The organism is Shewanella sp. AC91-MNA-CIBAN-0169 (assembly GCF_040310165.1).
Lineage (GTDB): Bacteria > Pseudomonadota > Gammaproteobacteria > Enterobacterales > Shewanellaceae > Shewanella.
On sequence record NZ_JBEOPM010000008.1, the window covers coordinates 56941 to 82197 of the forward strand.

General features: G+C 41.8%; 20 protein-coding genes. 9 read left to right on the forward strand and 11 right to left on the reverse strand.

Annotation, left to right across the window (positions count from 1 at the left end):
- Positions 1-205: 205 nt before the first annotated feature.
- The 3 genes from AAEY98_RS09105 to AAEY98_RS09115 form a co-directional block, all read right to left on the reverse strand.
- Positions 206-787, reverse strand: a complete 582-nt coding sequence (locus AAEY98_RS09105) for a TIGR04211 family SH3 domain-containing protein (protein WP_101086170.1) — start codon at positions 785-787, stop codon at positions 206-208.
- Positions 788-927: 140 nt separating this feature from the next.
- The gene (locus AAEY98_RS09110; protein WP_351016445.1) at positions 928-2196 is read right to left on the reverse strand and encodes an inorganic phosphate transporter; all 1269 of its coding nucleotides are present in this window, start codon (positions 2194-2196) and stop codon (positions 928-930) included.
- Positions 2197-2221: 25 nt separating this feature from the next.
- Positions 2222-2902: a TIGR00153 family protein gene (locus AAEY98_RS09115; protein WP_059747637.1), complete on the reverse strand. Its 681-nt coding sequence runs from the start codon at positions 2900-2902 to the stop codon at positions 2222-2224.
- Positions 2903-3138: 236 nt separating this feature from the next.
- Between AAEY98_RS09115 and AAEY98_RS09120 the strand changes: the two genes are divergently transcribed.
- On the forward strand, positions 3139-4623 hold the full coding sequence (locus AAEY98_RS09120; RefSeq protein WP_182743549.1) for a CYTH domain-containing protein: 1485 nt from the start codon (positions 3139-3141) through the stop codon (positions 4621-4623).
- Between the two features lie 154 nt (positions 4624-4777).
- Here AAEY98_RS09120 and katB read toward each other — a convergent pair whose 3' ends face one another.
- The 5 genes from katB to AAEY98_RS09145 all read right to left on the reverse strand — a co-directional run bounded on the left by katB (position 4778) and on the right by AAEY98_RS09145 (position 9320).
- Positions 4778-6238, reverse strand: a complete 1461-nt coding sequence (gene katB / locus AAEY98_RS09125; protein ID WP_182743548.1) for a catalase KatB — start codon at positions 6236-6238, stop codon at positions 4778-4780.
- 263 nt (positions 6239-6501) lie between these two features.
- On the reverse strand, positions 6502-6744 hold the full coding sequence (locus AAEY98_RS09130; protein ID WP_101086174.1) for a YgjV family protein: 243 nt from the start codon (positions 6742-6744) through the stop codon (positions 6502-6504).
- Between the two features lie 219 nt (positions 6745-6963).
- Positions 6964-7401 carry a PaaI family thioesterase gene (locus AAEY98_RS09135; RefSeq protein ID WP_351016450.1) on the reverse strand — a complete coding sequence of 146 codons (438 nt, stop codon included), beginning with the start codon at positions 7399-7401 and terminating at the stop codon, positions 6964-6966.
- A 145-nt stretch (positions 7402-7546) separates the two neighbouring features.
- Positions 7547-8215: a helix-turn-helix transcriptional regulator gene (locus tag AAEY98_RS09140; protein WP_101086176.1), complete on the reverse strand. Its 669-nt coding sequence runs from the start codon at positions 8213-8215 to the stop codon at positions 7547-7549.
- Positions 8216-8696: 481 nt separating this feature from the next.
- Positions 8697-9320 (reverse strand): DUF2238 domain-containing protein, encoded by a 624-nt coding sequence (locus tag AAEY98_RS09145; RefSeq protein WP_162022264.1) that lies wholly within the window; start codon positions 9318-9320, stop codon positions 8697-8699.
- Between the two features lie 192 nt (positions 9321-9512).
- Here AAEY98_RS09145 and serA point away from each other — a divergent pair, with 192 nt between their 5' ends.
- The 7 genes from serA (at position 9513) to AAEY98_RS09180 (ending at position 19891) form a co-directional block, all read left to right on the forward strand.
- Complete coding sequence (gene serA, locus AAEY98_RS09150) at positions 9513-10742, forward strand: phosphoglycerate dehydrogenase (RefSeq protein WP_101086178.1); 1230 nt, start codon at positions 9513-9515, stop codon at positions 10740-10742.
- Between the two features lie 165 nt (positions 10743-10907).
- Positions 10908-11870 (forward strand): tRNA-modifying protein YgfZ, encoded by a 963-nt coding sequence (gene ygfZ / locus AAEY98_RS09155; RefSeq protein WP_351016453.1) that lies wholly within the window; start codon positions 10908-10910, stop codon positions 11868-11870.
- A 145-nt stretch (positions 11871-12015) separates the two neighbouring features.
- Complete coding sequence (locus AAEY98_RS09160) at positions 12016-12720, forward strand: ABC transporter ATP-binding protein (RefSeq protein WP_101086180.1); 705 nt, start codon at positions 12016-12018, stop codon at positions 12718-12720.
- A 4-nt stretch (positions 12721-12724) separates the two neighbouring features.
- A complete protein-coding gene (locus AAEY98_RS09165) occupies positions 12725-15322 on the forward strand; it encodes an ABC transporter permease (protein WP_351016456.1) in 2598 nt (865 codons plus the stop codon).
- Complete coding sequence (locus AAEY98_RS09170) at positions 15319-16497, forward strand: lipocalin-like domain-containing protein (protein WP_351016459.1); 1179 nt, start codon at positions 15319-15321, stop codon at positions 16495-16497. Before AAEY98_RS09165 ends, AAEY98_RS09170 begins: the two co-directional genes overlap by 4 nt.
- Positions 16498-16874: 377 nt before the next feature.
- Complete coding sequence (napA, locus tag AAEY98_RS09175; protein ID WP_101086182.1) at positions 16875-19358, forward strand: nitrate reductase catalytic subunit NapA; 2484 nt, start codon at positions 16875-16877, stop codon at positions 19356-19358.
- A 101-nt stretch (positions 19359-19459) separates the two neighbouring features.
- The gene (locus tag AAEY98_RS09180) at positions 19460-19891 is read left to right on the forward strand and encodes a nitrate reductase cytochrome c-type subunit (RefSeq protein WP_351016462.1); all 432 of its coding nucleotides are present in this window, start codon (positions 19460-19462) and stop codon (positions 19889-19891) included.
- A gap of 134 nt (positions 19892-20025) precedes the next feature.
- On the opposite strand, the gene AAEY98_RS09185 is transcribed toward AAEY98_RS09180, so the two are convergent.
- Positions 20026-20178, reverse strand: a complete 153-nt coding sequence (locus AAEY98_RS09185) for a hypothetical protein (protein ID WP_174839623.1) — start codon at positions 20176-20178, stop codon at positions 20026-20028.
- A 94-nt stretch (positions 20179-20272) separates the two neighbouring features.
- Between AAEY98_RS09185 and AAEY98_RS09190 the strand changes: the two genes are divergently transcribed.
- Positions 20273-21157 (forward strand): LysR family transcriptional regulator, encoded by an 885-nt coding sequence (locus AAEY98_RS09190; RefSeq protein WP_101086184.1) that lies wholly within the window; start codon positions 20273-20275, stop codon positions 21155-21157.
- Between the two features lie 106 nt (positions 21158-21263).
- Here the strand turns inward: AAEY98_RS09190 and fusA are convergent, their stop codons facing one another.
- Both fusA and AAEY98_RS09200 read right to left on the reverse strand, forming a co-directional pair.
- The gene (fusA, locus tag AAEY98_RS09195) at positions 21264-23357 is read right to left on the reverse strand and encodes an elongation factor G (protein ID WP_101086185.1); all 2094 of its coding nucleotides are present in this window, start codon (positions 23355-23357) and stop codon (positions 21264-21266) included.
- A 393-nt stretch (positions 23358-23750) separates the two neighbouring features.
- Positions 23751-25220, reverse strand: a complete 1470-nt coding sequence (locus AAEY98_RS09200; protein WP_351016551.1) for a diguanylate cyclase — start codon at positions 25218-25220, stop codon at positions 23751-23753.
- Positions 25221-25257: the final 37 nt, after the last annotated feature.

Below are 25257 nucleotides of genomic sequence, written 5' to 3' on the forward strand. Positions count from 1 at the left end.
TTAACATCACAACAACAATAAACGTTTAAGTTAATGTTAATTGGTAACTTTTTTAATAATTATACCAACATGGAATATGAATAAATTTCATCAAGAAAAAGATTAAAAAAAAGGCCAACGTTTGAATAGTTGGCCTTTATACAATCAAATGAGAGACATTAGTCGTATCACTTTATCCGCGAAAATCTCATCGTTATTGGAGATGTTACATCCAACGGCTTTTCTTACGACGTTGTGGACGAGGTAAATACACCAATACAATACCAATCAACGCACCAATACCTGCAATTAACCCACCTTGCTGCCACATTTCATAACGTTGGTTATCCGCGGCTTGCTGTACTTTTGACTTAGCATCATCTCGTTCTTTAATCGCTTTGGTAAGAGCGGCTTTTAACTCAGACACCTTTTCGTTAGACAGTGTTAAAGATTCTTCAGTATTGTCAGTATTTTGCGTAATGTTATTTAATTGCTCATTAGCCTGTTTTAATTGTGCTTCCATTTCAGGAAAACGCTCACGAAAACTAGGCTGATCTGAAACTAAACTGGTTAATACCCAGCCTTCACGACCTTTATGATCAATGATTTGAGTAAAATCACCTTCGGTATTATCCAATAAAGTGATCGGCTGACCCGCTTCAACACTACCGATAATACGAAACTCTGTACCCGGTCCACCGTGGATATAGGTGAACACATCATCAGAAATAAATCGCGTTGGTGCTTGGGCTGCAAATACGCCACTTGGCGCAAGTAAAAATATAAGGATTGAAAGTACTCTTAACACGGTATTTATCCAAACTCAGAAAACTTATTGTCATGCTATTTATTAAATGCTCTGAATGCAAGAAGGAAGTCATATGACTTCCTTCTTAAATACATTCAGCGTTCACATTTCTGCTAATACTTCATTGCGTCTTAGTCAAATTAACTAAAGATGTTCTTGATAATGAAGAAGAACAAAATAGACAGTGCAGCACCGGCTGGCAGAGTAATAACCCAAGACACAACAATGTTACGTACTACACCAATATTAATTGCTGCAATACCACGCGCCATGCCCACACCCAACACAGCACCGACTAACGTTTGCGTTGTTGAAATAGGTAAACCAGTACCAGAAGCAATAACCACAGTCGATGCGGCAGCTAATTCAGCAGCAAAACCACGACTTGGGGTTAAATGCGTAATGTTTTTACCAATGGTTTGCATCACACGCTGTCCAAAAATGGCCAAGCCCATAACAATACCAACAGCACCAAGTGGTAAAATCCACCATGCTAGAACCGATTTAGCACCAATAATACCGCCGCTTTCTACGACAGAAACCACAGCAGCTAAAGGACCAATCGCATTAGCAACGTCGTTTGAGCCATGGGCAAATGCCATACAACATGCAGTCACAACCATTAATATGGCAAATACTTTTTCAACATTCCCATACTGGGTTTTTAGATCGGCTTTATCGCTCATTTTTAAACGACTAATAGCAATTTTACCTGCAAGACCGACTACGGCTGCAACCACAGCAGCTAATGCATATGCTTCAAGTGTTGAAAAGTTTATGCCTACATGTGATAAGCCTTTAGTAATGGTCACAAGTGACATCACAAAACCGGCCAATGCCATGTAGAAAGGCACATAACGCTTAGCACTTGCTAATGGATCATCGGTATTAAAAATCAGCTTTTGCACACTTTGGAAAATGATATAAGCAATAAAACCCGAAATAGCAGGTGTCACTACCCAAGAGCCTACAATACCGCCAACCTTACCCCATTCAACTGCATCTGCACTGACACCCACTGCGGCAAAGCCAACAATAGCGCCAATAATTGAATGAGTGGTCGAAACTGGCCAGCCTAACGCTGACGCTACAACTAACCAAATACCCGCAGCAAGTAATGAGGCAATCATGCCGTATACCAACAATTCTGGGACATCAGTAAAGTAACTCGCGTCGATAATACCTTTACGAATTGTACTCGTGACTTCACCACCAGCTAAAAAAGCACCGGCGAATTCAAAGATCATTGCAATAATAATCGCTTGTTTAATGGTAATGGCATTAGAACCTACAGAGGTTCCCATTGCATTGGCTACGTCGTTTGCACCAATGCCCCATGCCATCAAAAATCCAAATGCAGCCGCTATCATAATGAGCATAGGGCCGTTGGTGACTAATACATCAACCATGTTGTTTCCTTGATAACCTTTGTGATTAGTTACGAGCTAGCATTAGCTCTAGGCGGGAACCGACACGCTCAGCAATATCTGCTAAACCTCCAACCCATTCGATAATTTTGTACGTGAACATCACATCAATCGGATTCAATTCAGATTCTAATGCATACAACTGACGACGCACTTGAATTTGTAAATCATCAGAATCTTCTTCGATAAGATCTAATTCATTAATCATTTTGGCAACCAACTCAACTTCACGACCACGGAAACCGGTTTCGAGTAAATCATCGAGTTCGTTAATAGCCCGTTTCGCAAGTGATACGGCATCTAAACAACGTTTTAGATAAGCACCAAAGGCATCTTGCATAGGCTGAGGAAGGACTAACTGACGGCCAATAATACGGCCAGAGATATCTTTTGCTTTGTTAGCGATTTTGTCCTGTTGAGTTAATAACTCAAGCAAGTCAGTTCGCTCAACAGGCATAAATAATCCACCAGGAAGAGTCAGGCGAATTTCACGTTTGAGTGAGTCCGCTTCTTTTTCAAGCAAACTAATTTGTTTGCGGATCTTTATCGCTTCATCCCAGTCGCCTGAGTTGGTTGCGTCAAAGAAAGGAACAAGAAGTGATGCACACTCATGTACTTTGTCGATATGTAGTTCTAAAGGCTTAAGAGGTGATTTTGCAAACACACCTAAAATAGAGTTTACTGGCATTGCCGTTTACCTATTTAATAAATTCCAGTTTGGAAAAAGCGGGCGCATGTTAACCCAAGCGTCCGCATAATGAAACTGTGTTTTTTAATTTCGTACGACAGTTTCTCTGTTATCGTTGCTCAGTATATATGATGCGAGCAATGCTATCCTAAGAGATTTTTATTACAACAATATGACATTATGAAGATAATGTGACGCATTAGTGAATATTTGATGACAAGGCAAACATAAAGTCAATGGACGCAGAAATAGAGTTAAAACTATTCATTCAATCACAACATCATGATTTGTTAAAAAAAATATTGAATGACTACCCTAATTCAAGCCCACAAGGGCAGAAAAAACTCACCAACGGATATTTCGATACCGACGACTTACAACTGCGTCGTTGGGATATGGGCTTACGCGTAAGAGGTTTTGACAATCAACTCGAACAGACCATAAAAACAGCAGGCAGGGTCGTAGGAGGGATCCATTCTCGTCCTGAATATAATGTCAGCATTGATCAAAAAACACCGATCTTGTCACGTTTCCCAAAAGAAATTTGGCCAGAGGGAAATGATCTCGACAAGGTGTCAACATCGCTAAAATGTATTTTTGAAACCAACTTTGAGCGTCAAACTTGGCATATATACCTTAATGATAGCCTTGTTGAGGTTGCACTAGATGTAGGTGAAATAATTGCTGATGATAAAGTTGACCCTATATGCGAACTCGAATTTGAATTACTCGCAGGAGAGACGTCTGCATTATTAATACTCGCAACAGAAGTCGCTAAGTCAGTACCATTTCGCTTAGGTAAAGCCAGTAAAGCTCAACGCGGTTATCAACTTGCAGGCAAATCAAAACCGTTCACCATTGAGCATATTGATTATGTCTCATTACCAAAAAACAATAATATGCAGCAAGCCTTGAGCACATTATTAGAAACAGGTCTTGAGCGCTGGCAATTGATTGAGAATATATTAACGCTGCCAACTGGTGATGTTCATCAACAATCAGCCTTGTGGGGCGAATTACGCCGCTGTGTGCGCTTACTCAGGCTCACCTTAAATCAATTTGGTTTATTAGATCAGCACACCAGCCCATTATTCGATCATCTTGAGCAGGCTCTGGCATTTGTTAGCCCACTGCAAAGTTGTTGTTTATTATTACAAGACGATGCTAAACCACTTGCCAACATCAACAATAAAACCCTTGTTTGCCTACAACTAGAAAACTATATCGACTCAATGTCGATATCAACTCAATTAGGCTCAATATGGCAACATCCTGAGTATGGTCAATTACAATTGGCATTGGTCGATTTGCTATTAACCGCTGAAAGCGGCAAAAATGAAAGCCGTCATTATCCCGAATTAGGTTTATTTGCCAACCAGCTACAGCAAGCCTCATGGAAACGTATTGGAAAATCAATGCCGATAACCGCTGAAATGAACAGTATTGATTACCAACACGTTGCTGATGCTTTGGATGAAAGTATCTTAGTTGGGTTTGCTTATGGAGAAATGTATCCCGCTAAAAAGCGCGAGGCTTTTCGGGCACCATGGCAAGACTTAGCGTTAGGGATTAGTACGTTATCTGCATATAAAATATTAAGGCATTTGAGTGCACAGCATCAGCTTAATATTGAAGCTTGGTTAGACAATAAAGAAACCAGTTTATTGTTTGCCATGGAGCATTCGCGAAAAAGTGCCTTAAAAGTCCCTATTTACTGGTAAGCGTGCATATTCCCCATATAAATGGTTACACGCCCACATGTATTAGTGATGAATAGTAAAACAGGAAGATAATCATTATCTTCCTGTTTTACTAAACAACTATTTTGTTAGCGTTAAGGCCTTAATCGTCGCTTATTCTTTGGCAAAATACAGGTTACTTTGCCAAAGCCTGCTTAACACGTTGACCGTAATCAACATCCGCTTTAGTAAAATGATCGACCATTTTTTGTTGCACATCTAATGTCGTTTGACTGAGTGTGCCCGCAATCGTTTCCACCAACCTATTTTTCTCTGCTTCACTGAAGATACGATATAGATTACCCGCTTGGGTAAAGTCATCTTGGTTATAACGACTAAAACGGGCAACCTCTCCTTCTAAACGTAACGGTGGTTCTTCAAAACTAGCATTCTCAGTGAGTGGTGCAACACTGTTAGGACCATAATTAACACTGGCATCACCACCGGTTTGGCTACCTTGATAAGGACACTGTGTTCCTGCCATAGCACCAGCACGTTGATGATGGTTGGCTTTAGCGGCATGCGGACAGTTAACGGGTAATTGATTATAATTAGTCCCTATACGGTAGCGCTGCGCATCTGCATATGAAAACAAACGGGCTTGCAGCATTTTGTCTGGCGACGCCCCCACTCCAGGCACTAAGTTACTTGGTGCTAATGCCACTTGTTCAACTTCAGCAAAGTAGTTTTGTGGTAAACGGTTTAGCTCAAGTTCACCCACTTCAATCAACGGATAATCACTGTGCGGCCATACTTTAGTCAAATCAAATGGATTAATGGCGTAAGTATTGGCATCAGCTTCTGGCATAATTTGCACATTCACAGTCCAACGCGGGAAGTTAGCATCATTAATTGCTGCCACCATGTCGCGTTGTGATGAATCAGGATCTATCCCTTTTAGTATATCTGCTTGTTCGCCGGTTAAATTTACCACGCCTTGCTGTGATTTAAAGTGGAACTTAACCCAAAAACGTTCACCCTTAGCATTCCAAAACGAGAACGTGTGCGAACCATAACCATGCATTTGTCTGTAGTTAGCCGGAATACCACGGTCTGACATTAATATGGTCACCTGATGCATCGACTCTGGATTGAGCGCCCAAAAGTCCCACATTGCTTGGGGATCTTTTAAATTAGTTTGTGGGTGACGTTTCTGAGTGTGAATAAAGTCAGGGAATTTAATACCGTCACGAATAAAGAATGTCGGGGTATTATTACCGACAATATCGTGGTTACCACGAGCAGTATAAAAACGTAGTCCAAAACCGCGTGGATCACGCTCTGCATCTGCTGACCCCATTTCTCCGCCTACCGTAGAGAAGCGCATAAATGTTTCAGTCTGCTTGCCGACACCATTAAAATGATCCGCTATGGTAAATTCACTTAAATCTTTAGTTAATGTAAACGTCCCATATACACCAGTCCCTTTAGCATGTACCACACGCTCAGGAATACGTTCACGGTTAAAATGAGCCAGCTTCTCTATTAAATGCCAATCTTGTAAAAGCAGTGGACCACGTTCACCAGCCGAGATTGAATTTTGATCATCTGCTACCGGGGCGCCATTTTGGCTGGTTAAATAATTACCTTGATTCATTTTTTTGCTCCTATGTGCGGTCTACTAACCACTGCTCAATTAAGTCATAAACTGTTGCCATGATGATTTTCCTCACTCAACTCATCATTCGATGGACACATAATAGAAGCACTTCATAATTACATAAAACGATTAAAATAGATTATTGCAAACTAAAAAAACGATTATGTAATTTATTAAGGATAGGAAAAACAGATTAAAACTAAAATGCAGGCAATAAAAAAGCCAAACTGATTATTTGGCTTTATCGAGACACAATGTGACTATTCAGTGGGTGGAGTAGGCTCACGGTATAACTTCACTAAATAATAGAGATCAATTAATACAATAAAAAAGTTAACCAGCGCCACAGGGATCGCATCAATCGCGAGGCCATAAGCCACAAACAACCCTGCACCAATTAAGTTCCACCAGCGTAGTTTTTTAATGTCTGACATCATCAGCGAAATAGCCACAACGACAGAGGCTAAATATCCTACCCATTCCCAGATGTTAATACTGTCCATGGATTTTCCTTATATTAATATGCCTACACCAATGCAAGCGAGTAACAACATTAAGCTAACGTGAGTCAGTGAAAAAACGTTATTGCTTAACGCACTTATTGGCACACTTGATAGACTAAATAAGCAAAGCACCTTATAAAAAAATACACTATTAACAAGGTTAAAACCTTGATCTATCGATGATTATAAGGCCTATCGATTTATAGTATCTATAATAGCTTATCGCTCTACAACCGCTGCCGTCATTCGTGAAATACAACAAAGTTCACCCGCACTGTTACGAATAAGGACTTCCCAAACCGAACTGCGTTTACCTAAATGCACAGGTTTAGCTGTTGCCGTTAACTCACCATTACGTGACGCTTTTAAATGATTGGCGTTGATTTCTTGGCCGACACAATAATAACGGGTAAAGTCGACCACAAAGTTGGCGGCATAACTGGCTACTGTTTCTGCTAGTGCGACGTTCGCACCACCATGAACAATCCCTAATGGATTATGTATTGCTGGATTGGCTGGCATAGTGGCAACCATATAATCGTCGCCGATTTCAGTAATTTTAATGCCCAATGTTTGCATTAAGGTGCCCTTTCCCTGCATCCCTGCATCTAAACGAGCACAATCTTCTAAAGTGACAGTGTTAAACCAAATACTCATTCTTAATATCCATCATTATTATTATTAGAAAACTCAGTGTACTGATTAGCTTACCTTTTTGAAAGAAAAACGCGATCAATAACATTAACCCATTAAAAAGGAGCCTAAGCTCCTTTTATAGTTATTCAATAAATCTATATGTACGTTAACTCACTAATTCGCAATGGCTTTGGTAGGTCTGTGCCCAACGCAATAACTCAACTCGGTTACGAGACTCCGTTTTACGGAAAATAGATGAGATATGCGCTTTTACAGTATGTTCACTAATACACAAACGCTGGGCAATTTCTTTATTACGCGCACCGCTAGAAACAAGCTGAATAATGGTTCTTTCTCGACTGGTTAATCTTTGGAGGATGGCCACGGTATCGGCAGGGATTTCAACGTTGGTATCGAGTTGCTGGACTAAACGTCTAAAAATCTTACTGATCAGTGGACGGTCGTACCACAATTCATCAGAAACCATTTTACGCAGACCCGTCAGCATTAAGTCCATGCGTTGATCACTGTATAACAAACCCCTTACGCCTAAGAGTAATGCTGACTCTTGATCAAGTGATCCACGTTCAACTTGGTACAATGCTACAGGGACATGCTCCACTAAACGCGATACCAGTAACGGGATGCCCTTACTGTCTAAGGCCGCACCTTTTTGTGAAACAAGATAAAAGTTGTTGGATTTTTTTTCTAACTCAAGCTCAGCCGCATGTTTTACAATTCGAGTTTTCAACCCGATAGATTCTGCCAAAATAGCTAAATGGCAAGGTGCTGCGATTTGGTGCAAAAACACCAACTCATCAATATTTGAACTCATCACTCTTCTCCCTGAAAAGTACATTATTGCTCAACATACCTTGAGCACATCCTGAGGCTATATACTATACGTAAATGAAATACGTTTACTAGCCTTCAAAACTAGGCTGAGCAGATAGTTTACTTTTTGTCGTTATATTAGAGCATGTTCTTTCTTCATTCGTTAATCGCGTTACGAGATAAATCGACTCACCAAAAAAGTGGCTATTAGGTTAAGTCGGTCATTATCAATCACGATTCTTATAATAAAAAACCTTCCTATACAGCAAGCATAGTAAAAATTTGTTAGTTGATATGACTATTATGTAAGTCTAAAGTATGAATAGTAAATTTGACTGACTTTGCGTAGACTTTATCATTAACCCAAGACTGATAAGCTCATACTTTCAATTCGCTCAACATCATCAATCTCTCATCAATGCTAGCAGCCAAATTTACTCATTTTATGACAAAATAAGCTAACTAAATAAGTTAAGCGAGCCTTATGATAAAGACTGCTGGTTAAGCGCCATTTTGGTCGCTATTTGTTTATTATGAAGAGACGATAACAACAGTAAGCCACATACCCCACCAATTAATGCTAAAAACATGTCAGATTGAGTATCCCAAACATATCCTTGAGTGCCTAAAAATGCCTCGGCATTTTCACCGGTAGCAATGGCAACCCACCATTCAACTAATTCGTAAAAAGCTGAAAACGCCAACACAAAACATACTGCTAAAAACTGACACCAAGCACCTATTTGCATGACATGTTTACGAATAAATATTTCGCGAGCTAATATTACCGGAATAAAACCCTGAGCAAAATGGCCGACTTTATCGTAATTATTGCGCTCGCCGCCCATCACTTGCGCTAGCCAGTCAAATAACGGCACTTCAGCATAGGTATAACGTGCACCGACAAATAACACACAGCAATGTACTAAAATAAGTGCATAAGCTAACGTAGTCAGAGGAAAGCTTTTACGACTAAAAAATAAAATAGGTAATGCGATTAACGCAGGTATAGCTTCTAACCACCAAGTGAACATATCTTTAGGTGCGCTAACTGACCACAACAGTACTAATAGATAAATCCCTATCCATATAACCTTACTCTTCATCTTAATTCTCTCCATGAGATATTGTTCTCAAATTAGAATATAAACTTTAGCCATCTAGCCCTCTACAAGCGCTTAAAAAAGTGCTACTTTGATAATGCGCCGGAAGTCCGCATTTATATCATAACTATTAGTATAAGCATTAGTATAACCATTAGCTTAAGCACCATTTAATGATAAGAGGGTACCCATATCATGGCGAAACACTCGCTTGACAAGGATAAGATCAAAATCCTGCTGTTGGAGGGCGTCCACCAAACTGCGGTCGATGTACTAGAACGTGCAGGTTATACCAACATTGAATACCATAAAGCCTCGTTAGGCGAAGAGGCTTTGATTGCATCAATTAAAGATGCTCACTTTGTTGGATTACGCTCCCGCACCCAGCTTACTGCGGAAGTATTGCACCGTGCAGAAAAGTTGGTTGCGATTGGTTGTTTTTGTATTGGCACCAACCAAGTCGATTTAGCCACGGCCGAGAAACTGGGTATTCCTGTTTTCAACGCCCCTTTCTCCAACACCCGCAGTGTTGCTGAATTGGTGATTGGTGAAATCATCATGCTGATGCGTGGCATTCCACAGCGCAATGCCATGTCACATCGTGGCGGTTGGTTGAAGAGTGCTAATGGCAGTGTTGAAGTCCGTGGTAAAACCTTAGGTGTGATTGGTTATGGCCATATTGGTACTCAACTGGGTATTTTGGCTGAAACCTTGGGCATGAGAGTGATTTTCTTTGATATTGAAGATAAGTTACCGCTAGGCAATGCCTCTCAAGTTCACTCTATGGACAAGTTATTGGCCCAAGCAGACGTTGTTAGCCTGCATGTACCAGAAACACCGCAAACTAAAGACATGTTCGCTAAAGCTGAATTTGCTCAAATGCGTCAAGGCAGTTTCTTTATCAATGCCTCTCGCGGAACTGTTGTTGATATCGAAGACTTAGCCGATGCCCTGAAGTCAGAACATCTTGCGGGTGCTGCGATTGACGTATTCCCGGTAGAACCTAAGTCGAATGATGATGAATTCATCTCTCCACTGCGTGGCTTAGACAATGTATTACTCACACCGCATATTGGTGGTAGTACTGCTGAAGCACAGGAGAATATCGGCGTAGAAGTGGCTGGCAAACTGGTGAAATACTCAGATAACGGTTCTACCCTGTCTGCGGTCAATTTCCCTGAAGTGTCTTTAGCGCAACATAGCGGTACCTCACGCTTATTGCACATTCATCAAAACCGTCCTGGTGTATTGATTAAAATTAACCAAGCGTTTTCTGAAAAAGGCATTAACATTGCTGCTCAGTACTTACAAACCACTGCTGAAATTGGTTACGTGGTAATGGAAGTCGATTCTGATCAAGCTGAAGAAGCATTGGTTGAATTAAAGTCTATTGAAGGCACTATCCGTGCGCGGGTATTGTTTTAAACTGACTTTTATAAGCAATTAACTTGAGTTAATTGTCTTCCTAAAAAGCTACCTTGTGCACAAGGTAGCTTTTTTATTGGCTTTAAAACCATAGCCCCCTGTTGAGCATTCTATTAATCCGTTACACTCCAACCATACCGTCTTATTCACACGTTAGGGATAGTTATGACCATTTCAGTAAACCAACCAGATTGGGATTTTATCGCCACGTCTCCTGAATTAATGTTATCAAGTTTGACGCATATGGGGTTAATCGAAATCACTGGTGAGCAAGGGCGCAGTTTCATTCATGGCCAAGTCACCACAGATATTACCTCCCTTGGCACAAACGAGTGGAAATGGGGTGCTCATTGCGACCCTAAAGGTAAAATGCTCGCCAGTTTCCGTGGGTTTTCAATCGGCGATAGCTTATTCATGTTACTGCCAAAAAGTACTTTAAGCTTGGATTTACCTCAGTTACAAAAATACGCTGTATTCAGTAAAGCCGAACTCGCCGATGTCAGTAATGATTATCAAATAATGGGTATTGCTGGCCCAAAAGCACAAACCTTTGCAACTGAACATTTTGGCGATGTATCGCAACCACTTAACCTTGTTGAGCAAGGTGTGATTATTCGTGATGGTGAACGTTTTATTGCCATTATTAACAATGCAGCAGCACAAACCATTATCAGCCAATCGGGACAAACATTGTTTGCTGCAAGTGCATGGCAAGCATTGGAAATTAAAGCCGGTTATCCAAACATAGATGCCGCTCATTCCGGCCAGTACGTTGCGCAAATGTGCAACCTGCAAGCCATTAATGGCATTAGCTTTACCAAAGGCTGTTACATGGGCCAGGAAACCATTGCCAGGATGAAATATCGCGGTGGCAATAAACGTGCATTGTATATTTTGTCTGGTACTACCAAGCAAACCATCAGCACTGACACTCAATTAGAAATTGCCCTTGAAGGCGGCTTCCGTCGTGGTGGCAATATCATTGAATGCGTCCAATATGGTGACAAGGTACTGCTTACCGCGGTGTTGCCAAATGATACCGAAAACAACGCTCAACTTCGTATTACCGGAGATGAAAGCTCACAGCTAACTATTATCGAGTTGCCATATTCTTTAGCAGATGCTTAATTAATTGATGTTGTATCTTCACTAAGCGAGCCATTGGCTCGCTTTTTTATTTTTTGAACATTAATGATCTATATCACGTATATTATTGATAATATTACTCTGTTTATTCAGAACTTCAATTAAGCTAATTCGTTATGGAGCGACTATGACTACTATCGTCACCTTAGAAAATATTAGTAAAGGGTTCCGCGATGGCGAGTCATTTCATTCGGTGCTTAATCACGTCAACCTGACTTTGCAGCAAGGTCAAACTATCGCATTAACCGGGCCTAGCGGCAGCGGTAAAAGTACCTTACTGAATATCATTGGTGGCTTTGAAACCATAGACAACGGTGACATGTTAATCCGTCAGGCTGATAACATGCGATCGGTGACAAAGTGGCAAGATAAGCAATGGAGCCAATATCGACGTCAGTCGCTCGGGGTTATATTCCAACAATTTAACTTACTCACACCATTAAATGTGCGCGACAACATTCAATTTTCACTGGCGCTAAATCAGTTAGCATGGAGCCCTTGGTGTGATGAACTTTGCCACCAGCTAGGATTAACGCCATTGTTAGACCGCAACGTTGAAAACTTATCCGGAGGGCAACAACAGCGAGTGGCTATCGCGCGGGCATTAGCTCACAAACCACAACTCATATTAGCCGACGAACCGACAGGTAATCTTGATCAACACGCCGGATTACAAGTCATGCAACTACTTACCGAACTCGCTCAACAAGCCAACTGTTGTATTTTAATGGTGACTCACAGCGAACAATGTGCCGCATTTATGCAGCATCGCTGGCACGTCGAAAATCAACAGATTGTGATTAACCCTGCTGACATGACATTGCAAGGTTAAGCCCATGACAACTAACTCTTCATCATACTTATTCTCAATTAAGCGCTTAAGGTTATGCTTGCACCTGTTTGCCAGCCATTATCGTCATGCCCCCCTGCAAGCCAGTGCTATTTTACTGGGCATCATGCTCGCGGTAACGTTACTGATTGGCGTATACGCCACCAACGAAAACGCCAAACAAAGCTATGGCAATGTATCCGAACTAATGAGCCAACAAGCTCGCTTATCGATTAGCCACCGTACAGAAAGCAGTATTGATGAGGCAGTTTATTTTGCATTAGCCAATGCAGGATTCAATACCATTACCAGCATTGAAGGCATCGCAACCGATGAACAAGGCCGATTATGGCGGGTTAATAGTAGTGATGTAGTTGCCGCTATGACCAGCAACATGCAACAGCAAAAATCAGGTGCTAGCTCATCGATAACAGCGACGCATATTCCGCTAGCAGAATTACTGGCAGGCAAACCCAAAGTGCTAATGTCGGCAAGCCAGCGCGAACGTATGAATAAAGTGACCAATAACACTGACCGCATAATACTGAACGACACGGCTGTTGAACTCGTTGCCATTGATGATTCGTGGGGGCTTGGTTCGGCAATTTTGGCCGATATCTCACTCGCTCAACCCTTGCTGAATATGCAGGGTAAGTTAAGTTACGTTGCCGTATTTGATTCACCCTCTTCAAATGCAAATATCTCAGCCGCAAACGAATCAGAAACAGATGAGCAACTGATAGCTCGATTAACGAACACCCTAACCCAAGCAGGTATTGATACCAGTAAGCTAAATTTCACCACCCAAACGAGTGAAGGCGAATCGCTTACCGCCCTCACTGCCAGCTTTCATCTTAATCTTGATGCCATGAGCATGTTGGCCTTTGTTGTCGGCTTATTTATTGCCTACAACGGGGTTCGTTATAGCTTAATGAAGCGTCAAAAATTGCTGGTGCAAATCATGCAGCAAGGGCTCGATAGGCGCACCATCATGCTTGCCCTAAGCATTGAAATAGTCTGTTTAGTGTTTATTGGCTGTGTATTAGGTTTTATTGTCGGACTGCAATTATCGCAATGGCTACAACCTATGGTCGCCATCACTCTTGAACAGCTTTATGGCGCCAAATTATTACCCGGAAACTGGCAATGGCAATGGTTTGCACAAGCACTCATATTAACCTTGTCAGCGGCTTTTGCTGCTTGTATTCCCATGCTGATAAACCTGATTAACACCCCACTTGCGCAAGGGGCTCAAAAACAACCACAAAGCCAACAATTCGGCATTATTCATTGGCGACAATTTATCATCGCAGCATTGCTAATCTTAGTGTGTACTATCGCCTTCGCCTTTACCGAACAGTATCGCCATAGCCTAGTATTACTGGGTATTCTCTCGGTTGCGATTCCGTTATTGTTACCTCAATTTTTACATTGGGGAGTTAACTTACTCAGTCCATTTATGCCTAAAGGACTGTGGCAATACGTGATTGCCGAAACCAAAGAGATTATTGCTCCTCTCGCGCTGGCGATGATGGCAATGCTGCTAGCTTTGTGTGCCAATATTGCCATGAACACCTTAGTGGGCAGTTTTGAAATTACCTTAAAAAAATGGCTCGATGCCCGTTTGCATGCAGATTTATACATTAGACCCAATCCAAACCAAATCGATACATTAACGATATTATTGGAACAAGATCCCAAGGTTGAAGCGATTTATGAGCAATGGACTGTCGACAGCAACCTTAATCGAATTGACACGCCGCAAACACAGGTTGCTATCCACCTTGTCAGTCGTGACCATTTGTCTTTAACCGAAACAACTGTATTTAAAACCACAGCCGATGACTTTTGGACAACATTCACAGCAGGTGAAAGCCTGATGATAAGTGAACCATTATCGATAAAATACCAACTCAATATAGGCGATAAAGTTCAGCTATCGCAACTTGGTCAAGCTAGCTTGAACATTGGCGGAATTTATTACGATTACGGTAATCCCCAAGGCGAAGCGATTATTACTCAGTCCTTATGGCAGCAATCTCAATTACCCGCCAAACCCATTAGCCTAGCCGTGTCTTATCAAGGTGATATTACTCCACTACAAGACAATATTAGCCAGCAAATCAATCTGTCTTCTGCTTACATGTATAGCCAGCAGCGAATTAAAACTGAAGCGATTAACATATTTAATAAAACATTCTCAATCACTGTAGTGCTTAATAGCTTAACCTTACTGGTAGCTGCCATTGGCTTATTCAGTGCCAGTATGATGCTAACGCAAGCGAGGCAAGCACCATTAGCCCGCTTGTATGCTCTAGGTGTTAGTCGTAATCAATTACGGATGATGGTGTTAGTGCAAATGCTATTTATCGTGTTATTAACCTGCTTGGTCGCGTTACCGACAGGCGCGTTACTGGGTTATTTATTAATTCATAAAGTCACGTTACAAGCATTTGGCTGGAGCATCGCCATGGTGTGGGATTGGGCGGCATATGCTCAAGTGGTGATCATTGCTGTGGTCAGTTGTTTACTTGCAGTGTGTTTACCTTTGTATTGGCAAACCAGAAAACCCTTGATATCCAGCTTGCAACAGGAAGCACTATGACCTCTTTCACTTTCAAGAGCGTACTCAACGTCGCGTTCAAAACTGTTAGCTACAGAGTGCAGAAGCAATGGTTGATGGTCATTGTCTTTCCTCTTAGCGCATTGCTAGTGGCTTGCTCTCCTCAGCAAAATGTTGCAGTAAAACAGTCTACCATTAGCAGTATGTCGTCAGCTTCTGCTGAAGGTTATAGCGAAGTAATTCAAGGTAAAACCTTACTCTTTCCGCAAGACCACTTAGCTCACGATGACTTTAAAATTGAGTGGTGGTATTTAACCGCAAACTTGACCACCGCTGCAGGTGAAGATGTAGGCGTGCAATGGACTCAATTTCGTATCGGAATGACACCACCAGTAAGCCCTCAAGAGACAACAACGAATAATTGGGTGACCAATCAGCTTTACATGGCACATGCCGCGGTAACCACAAATACTGAACATTTAATGGCCGAAAAATGGTCACGAGGCCACCCACAACTTGCAAGCGTTAAACCACAACCATTTGAAGTACATTTACAAAACTGGCAATGGTTAAGTCAGTCTGACAGTCTGTTTCCGGCCACATTAAATGTCGCTAGTGATAAGTTTAGTTATCAATTACAGCTAAACAGTCAGCAACCTCTGCAATTACAAGGCGATAAAGGTTATAGCAGCAAAAGTGCAGACCAAAGCGTGGCATCTTATTATTACAGCCAACCCTTTATTGATGTAACGGGTCAAGTTACCCGTCATGGTGTTACTGAAAAAGTCAGCGGTAAAGCTTGGCTTGACCGCGAATGGAGTTCACAATTTTTAACCAAGGCCCAGCAAGGTTGGGATTGGTTTTCACTGCGTTTAGACGACAACTCAACGTTAATGGCATTTAGACTGCGCGGCGAAAATGACCAAGCACATTTTTACAGTGCTAGAAGGATGTTCGCTGATGGTAGTGGTCACAATATTAATAGCCGAGACAACCCTAATGATATCGATATGCAACCCACTCAGTGGCAACAAACGGCATTAGGCAATCATCCTATTGCATGGCGAATTAACATTAACAGTGAAGCCATCGACGTCACAACTCAAGCCGTTAACCCCAACAGCGACATGCCAGTATCAACCTCATATTGGGAAGGCCCCATTACGATTAAAGGCAGCCACCAAGGTCAAGGTTATATGGAGCTTACGGGTTACTAGGCTTGTTTACCATTCGAGTGGAATGCGCTCTCGAAGATAAGCAAGCCTTGGCCTACCTACAAAGATCATACCTCTCAAAATCTCAATTCCCCATTCCTTGGTACCATGTTAGCAACAGAGCACCAATGGGCTTTTAATCCGCAAATAATCTGCATCTCAAGCACAATACGCTTTACAAGCAATCTCTAAAACAGCATTTACCTAATTGTTAAAATGAGATTTACATCACGCTGAAAAATGTGACCTTGCACAACTATTAACCACTATACCCATTCTGAGGTATACCCATGTTATTAGTAAGGTCTAGACTCACTCTATCACGTCACCTCCAATGACTATCACGTACCAAGTACAACATTCTAAGAGTGAGGAACACCATGAGCATCAGTCGTCGCGAGTTTTTAAAAGCCAACGCCGCTGCCGCAGCAGCGTCGGCCGTGGGTATCGCTATTCCAATTAATATCGTTCAAGCTGCAGAAGGTAAAAGTGAAATAAAATGGGATAAAGCCCCATGTCGCTTTTGCGGTGTAGGTTGTAGTGTTTTAGTGGGTACTCGAAATGGTAAAATTGTTGCCACTCAAGGCGACCCTGAAAGCCCTGTTAACAAAGGCTTAAATTGTATTAAAGGTTATTTCTTATCTAAAATCATGTATGGCAAGGACCGATTAACCTCGCCATTACTCAGAATGAAAGATGGAAAATATGATAAAGAAGGTGATTTTACGCCAGTAAGTTGGGACGTTGCCTTTGATACCATGGCCGAAAAATGGAAAGCCAGCATAGCCAAAAAAGGCCCAACCTCTGTAGGGATGTTTGGTTCTGGTCAATGGACCATTTGGGAAGGCTACGCCGCATCTAAGCTTCATAAAGCTGGTTTTCTGACCAACAATATCGATCCTAATGCACGCCATTGTATGGCATCAGCTGTGGGTGGCTTTATGCGTACCTTTGGTATTGATGAACCCATGGGTTGTTATGATGACTTAGAAGCCGCTGACCACTTTGTATTGTGGGGCGCCAACATGGCAGAAATGCATCCCATCTTATGGGCACGTTTAACAGACCGTCGCTTAAGCCATAAAGATGCCCGCGTACACGTACTCTCTACTTACGAAAACCGTAGCTTTGACTTAGCAGATAATGCCATGGTGTTTAAGCCTCAAACAGACTTAGTCATCTTAAATTATATTGCCAATTACATTATTCAAAACAAAGCAGTAAACAAAGACTTTGTTAGCAAGCACACTAAATTTGCCCTAGGTACCACTGACATTGGTTATGGCTTGCGCCCTGAACATCCATTGGAAAAGAAAGCTAAAAACCCAGGTAGCGGTGATGCCAAACCGATTAGCTTTGACGAGTATGCTAAATTCGTTAGCACTTACACTGTAGAATACGCAGCTAAAATGAGCGGCGTACCGGCTGACAAACTTGAGATTATGGCAAAAGCTTACGCCGACCCTAACATCAAAGTGATGAGCTTATGGACCATGGGTATAAACCAGCATACTCGTGGTGTGTGGGCAAATAACATGCTCTATAACATCCACTTACTCACCGGTAAAATAGCCACTCCAGGCAACAGCCCATTCTCGTTGACGGGCCAACCTTCAGCTTGTGGTACTGCTCGTGAAGTAGGCACATTCTCACATCGTTTACCTGCTGACATGGTGGTGAACAATGATAAACATCGTGAAATTACTGAAAAACTTTGGCAAGTCCCTGCCGGCACTATTCCAGCCAAACCTGGATACCATGCCGTACTGCAAAGCCGTATGCTTAAAGATGGTAAATTAAACTGTTATTGGACTATGTGTACTAACAATATGCAGGCTGGTCCTAATATCAATGATGAAGTTTATCCAGGTTTCCGTAATCCAGAAAACTTTATTGTGGTCTCGGATCCTTACCCAACTATTACGGCAATGGCCGCAGACTTAATTCTTCCAACCGCAATGTGGGTTGAAAAAGAAGGCTCTTATGGTAATGCGGAACGCCGTACCCATTTCTGGCATCAGCTTGTTCCAACACCTGAAGGGTCTAAGTCTGATTTATGGCAGTTAGTTGAATTTTCTAAACGTTTTAAAGTGAGTGAAGTCTGGCCTGCTGAATTAATCGCTAAACAACCTGAGCTAGCCGATAAAACGTTATATGAAGTGTTATTTGCTAACGGCGTAATCAATAAGTTCCCTACCAGCGATTGTAAAGGTGCTTATAACGATGAAAACGAACACTTTGGTTTTTACCTGCAGAAAGGTATTTTCGAAGAATATGCTCAATTTGGTCGCGGCCATGCACACGATTTAGCAGACTTTGACACTTACCATCAAACGCGAGGATTACGCTGGCCTGTCGTTAATGGCAAAGAAACTACCCGCCGCTTCGTTGAAGGCAGTGACCCTTATGTCAAAGCAGGTGAAGGCTTCAATTTTTACGGTAAACCAGATGGTAAAGCCGTCATATTTGCACTGCCTTATGAACCCGCTGCAGAAGAGCCTAATGAAGAATTTGATCTGTGGATGTCAACAGGACGAGTACTGGAACATTGGCACACAGGGTCAATGACCGCTCGCGTACCTGAATTGCATAAAGCAATGCCAAGTGCTCAAGTCTTTATGCATCCTGCTGACGCTAAGGCACGTGGGTTAGCCCAAGGGGACGAGGTTACCGTGGCATCACCACGTGGAGAAATCAACACCCGAGTGGAAACCAAAGGTCGCAACAAGCCACCTAGAGGGGTGGTATTTATGCCATTCTTCGACGCTAAACAATTAGTCAACAAGCTGCTTTTGGATGCAACTGACCCATTATCAAAAGAAACTGATTTCAAAAAGTGTCCCGTAAAAATATTTAAAGCCTAATACTGCTTTTATATTAATTGCTGCAGCTGTCACTGGGTTATTACACCATGACAGCTGCGACACTCGATTTCTACATTCATTAGGATGTAACGGAGATGAAAATGAAAAAATTACTTAGCGTCGTGGCCATACTATTAAGCCTTAGCGCATATTCTGGACAACAAGCCGTAGCAGACAATACTCCTGTAAAAGTAGAGTCTCGTGTAGGTAACGTAGCCATAACCGACAACTCACCAGCTGATGCTATCGCCACCTACCCTACAAGAGGAAAAGCTATCGCGCGCAGCTTTGCAGAACAACCGCCGTTGATCCCTCATAAAGATAGCTATAGCATCACTACGGACAAAAATGGCTGTCTAACATGCCATAGCTGGGATAAAGCAAAAAGAATGAAAGCAACGCCAGTGGCGAAGTCACACGTTGTAGATGACAAAGGCACATTAAATGGCATGAACTACTTCTGCGTACAGTGCCATGTTGCACAAGCAGATAATAAACAGGAGTTAGTGGAAAACACATTTACGACAAAGTAATTAGTGAAGATATAAATTCCCCCCATTCCTCAATTTGAGCAATGCCACTTCAATCGAAGTGGCATTTTTTTATCAGTGTCAGTGTTAAAACGGTACAAGTCCGAACAACAAAAGGGCTAAAAACAAAACCCAGCCTAGGCTGGGTTTGTTGGTTTAGATGTCTGCTGTGTAACTGGCGAACTCGGTTCTGCTGATGTTTGTGACGTATTAGGTGATTGTATCTCATGCTTCACAGGCATCGCCGCTTGCCATAATGCACCGACCCATAAACTTGATGTTGACTTCATAACCATTGCTCCGTTTTTGTTAACGAGTTCAAAGTAATCGTTTAGGGTTCATAGGTAAAATGAATAATTACCATAGAGAGGATTCCATTTAAGCATGAACATCCCAATCAAGACCTTACAGACCTTTCTCACCATAGTTGAAACCAAAAACTTTACCCGGGCGGCACAAAAATGTTTTATGACCCAACCGACACTGACAAAAACCATTCAACGTTTAGAAGACAACATTGGTGAGCAATTACTTATCAGGAATAATCAAACAGTAGAATTAACCCAAGCAGGACAATTGTTTGAGCAAAGTGCACGGGAAATTTTAGGCCATTGGCATCGACTACAAGAAGGTATTAACAACCTCAGTGGCTTGAAGTCAGGACGATTACGACTTGGTGTCTGCCCTATGATGAGTAGTTTAATCACTCCTTTGCTGACCGATTATCGACGAAAATATCCCGGAATCGAATTACAGATGTACGAGTATGGCGGATTTGGTTGCGAGCAAGCACTATTGAGCAACAGTCTAGATATAGCCTTTACTGCACTTCCGACAACGCATAAAACAGAGTTAGCAAGTCAACTTCTGACTAAATATCCCTTACTGGCTTGCTTACCAGAAGGCCACCCACTTGCTAACAATGCAGACATACGCTGGCAAGACTTTGAATCTTATCCCTTCATTCTTTACAACGAAGACTTTTCATTAGCAAAGTTAATTAATTATTTAAGCCGTAAAGTTGGTGTACACCTCAATATCGCCTTTCGAACAGGTCAGTGGGACTTTTTAGCCGCAATGGTTGAAGCTAACTTAGGCGTCGCGATTTTACCCGAACCCATTTGCCAACGGTTAACCAATAGCAAACTGGTATTTAAACCTATGCAACCGGCAATGACCTGGGATCTGGCATTAATATGGCGAGAGAACCTACCGTTAACCCCACCAGCCCAAGCGCTATTAACGCTCAGCAGAAACAGTCATGAATAATATCAATACTGTGTCATAACCATTTAATATCGTAGAAATCACATAAAAAAGACATAAAAAAACCGCTGCCTAGGCAACGGTTTTTATGGGCAAGTCGAAACTAGAATTACTTCTTAGCTTCAGCAGCCTTACGTTCTTTAACTTGAGCAACAACTTTCTCAGAAACGCTGTTTGGACAAGGGCTGTAATGAGCAAATTCCATAGAGAATTGACCACGGCCTGAAGTCATTGTACGTAGTGAACCGATATAACCGAACATTTCTGATAACGGTACGTCAGCTTTAATACGAACACCTGTAACACCAGCGTTTTGATCTTTGATCATACCGCGACGACGGTTAAGGTCACCAATTACGTCACCAACGTTGTCATCTGGGCTGAATACGTCAACGTTCATGATAGGCTCAAGAAGTTGTGCACCGGCTTTAGGCATAGATTGACGGAAAGCACCTTTAGCAGCGATTTCGAACGCGATAGCTGACGAGTCAACTGCGTGGAAAGCACCGTCTTGAAGCACAAGTTCAACGTCTAACACAGGGAAACCTGCGATAGTACCTGTGTTCATCATGCTCTTGAAACCTTTCTCAACAGCAGGCCAGAATTCTTTAGGTACGTTACCACCAACCACTTTAGAAGTGAAAGTGAAACCAGTATTTTGCTCGCCAGGGCGAATAGTGTAGTCAATTTTACCAAACTGACCAGAACCACCAGACTGTTTCTTGTGCGTGTAGCTATCTTCAATTTCTTTAGTGATAGTTTCACGGTAAGCAACTTGAGGCTCGCCTACAATTAGGTCAACGCCGTAAGTACGCTTAAGAATATCAACCTTAATGTCTAAGTGAAGTTCACCCATACCTTTAAGGATGGTTTCACCAGAATCAATGTCAGTCTCTACACGGAAAGATGGATCTTCTGCAATCATTTTACCGATAGCGATACCCATTTTCTCAGAACCGCCTTTATCTTTTGGCGTAACAGAGATAGAGATAACTGGCTCAGGGAATACCATGGCTTCTAGTGTACAAGGGTGCTTAGGATCACATAAAGTGTGACCAGTTTGCACGTTCTTCATACCAACGATAGCGATAATGTCACCAGCTTGTGCTGATTCAAGTTCGTTACGTTCGTTAGCTTGCATCTCAACCATACGGCCAATACGTTCTGTTTTGCCAGTGAATGAGTTAAGGATGGTGTCACCCTTCTTCAAACGGCCAGAGTAGATACGTACGAAAGTTAACGCACCAAAACGGTCATCCATAATCTTGAACGCTAATGCTTTAAAAGGTGCATCAACATCAACGATTGCGAATTCGCCATTTTCGTTACCTTCTTCGTCAGTTAGAGGTTGTGGATCAACTTCAACTGGATCAGGTAAATAATCAACAACGGCATCTAGCAATAACTGCATACCTTTGTTTTTGAATGCTGAACCACAGTATGTTGGGAACACAGCCATTGTACGAGTACCCGCACGGATACAACGCTTAACGTCTTCAATAGATGGTTGAACACCTTCCATGTAAGCTTCTAATAAAGCATCGTCTTGCTCAAGAGCAGTTTCGATCAGCAATTCACGGTATTCTTCAACGATGTCAACCATGTCAGCTGGTACAGGCTTAATTTCGAAGTTTTCTGGTAAACCAGTATCATCCCAAATGTGAGCTTCACGAGTTAGTAGGTCAACAACACCACAGAATTCGTCTTCGATACCGATTGGTAAAACCATAACCAATGGGTTAGCCGCTAATACGTCTTTAGTTTGCTTAACAACACGTAAGAAGTCAGCACCCATACGGTCTAACTTGTTTACGAAGATGATACGCGCAACTTCAGAATCGTTAGCATAACGCCAGTTTGTTTCTGACTGAGGCTCAACGCCGCCTGAACCACAGAATACACCGATACCGCCGTCAAGCACTTTTAGCGAACGATAAACTTCAACTGTAAAGTCAACGTGGCCAGGAGTGTCAATAACGTTAAAACGGTGATCTTTCCAGAAACAGCTTACCGCTGCAGACTGAATGGTAATACCGCGCTCAGCTTCCTGTTCCATGAAGTCTGTGGTTGATTCACCATCATGTACTTCACCGATCTTATGGATCTTACCGGTTAGCTTAAGGATACGCTCGGTGGTCGTGGTTTTACCCGCGTCAACGTGAGCGAAGATACCAATGTTTCTGTATTTGGATAATTCGGTCATGATTCAACTTTAATGATTAGTTTAAGAAGTAGACGGAGCATGCGAAAAAGAACCGACACACCGCACATCAGGTTATTAAGGCGCATATTGTAAATTGGAACCTTGCTGGGCGCAAATAGCTGTTGCAATATTTATTTGTTTTTAGCATAAAAAAGCTCAATTAATGCTATAAATTTCATATAAAACAATTGACTAAAATATAGTAGATTATTTTTTAGTCTTAGGGGTAATTTGACTGAAAAATGTTAAATTTTAGATGAAATACCTAAATCGGCATTTTTAGAGCCACATAATGTCGCGAAACAACATCACACCACAACAAATATGCATTTATTCACATAAAGATCGATTTTTGCTAATGGCACAAACATCCAGCAAGATGTGGTTTTTTATCTACGCACTACAATATTGATTACGCCCAGACTGCTTAGCTTTGTATAACGCGGCATCGGCTCGTTCAAAGCAAGCTTGTATAGGTTCATTCTCGCCCAATAAGGCAATCCCGAAACTACAGGTCACGTTAATATTGTGATAAAAATGAAAATGACTAAGTTCATCAGTAATTCGTTGGCAAAGCTCAGTGGCATCGTGTAACTGTACATGCTGACAAACCACCACAAACTCTTCACCGCCCCACCGGGCTACAACGTCAAGCTCCCTTACTGATGCTTGTAATACTTGTGCGACTTGAACTAATATTTTGTCTCCAATTGCATGTCCATGCAGGTCATTTATTGCTTTAAATAAATCAATATCCATGATGATCAAACTTATCTTGTTGTTCTGACCCATTTTTTTCAGCGGCTGCCTTGCATCATCTAAAAAGGTTTGATTAAAATATTGGCGGTTATACAATTTTGTCAGCGGATCATGTTGAGCCAAAAAATCGAGGTCGCAATTTTTCTTCTCCAGCTCTAACTGTAATTGTTGCAACTGCTTGTTGTTGGTTTCTAAATGAAGGTTGTACTTGCTCACACACATTGTTCGGTAAAGCAGAAATAAGATAAACATTCCTAAAGCAGTCACCACTTGGATCACTAGGCTGTAATCAATGTCTTCAATAACAGTAATATTATGCCATTTTTTATAAATTGAAATATGGTCTGCCTTAGTGATTTTTGCCAATCCAGCATTAATCTGTGGCAGCAAACCTTGCTTTGCATGAGTAACGCCAATACGCAACTCATCTTCAGGACCACCCCAACCCGCTATTTTTAGCGAGGTTAACCCGTGTTGTTGAATATACGCGTTAACAGAAAACATCGACCCTACGAAGACATCCGCGTCACCGTTAGCCACCTTTTCCAATCCTTGTCGCTCATTATCAGTCAACACGGTATTGATAGTCGGGTAAAATTGTTGGATATATTCCACTAGACGATAATCTTTGGGTATGGCCAATAAGCGATCACCGATGTTTTCAAAGCCTTGTAAAAAAGGTTGGGATTTTAATGACACCAAGACGTTTGGAGATTTAAAAAAAATATCGCTAAAAGAGAGATAGGCGTCGCGTTTGGGGGTTTGATTTAAAATGGGGGTTAACTCGCATGTACCTTGTTTGAGTAATTCTAAACTCTGTCGCCAAGACGAGGTGGGCACTAACACAAAAGTCAAATCGGTATAGTCGGTTAATAATGCTAAATAATCAGATGAAATACCAGTATGACGGCCATCGACAATGGCTTCATAAGGTAACCAATCTGGATCAACACAATAACGGATGATATTACGGTTTTTTGAATTGATGGCAGACTGACTCTCAACCACCGAAGCACTGGCATGCTTAGCGTTAATCAAATTAATGAATATCAACAGCGTAATCAATAATACGCTAGTGAACTCAAGTCGACTCAATGTTCGCATCATTTTTCAAAATAGTATGCTCCAACAATATGGTCCA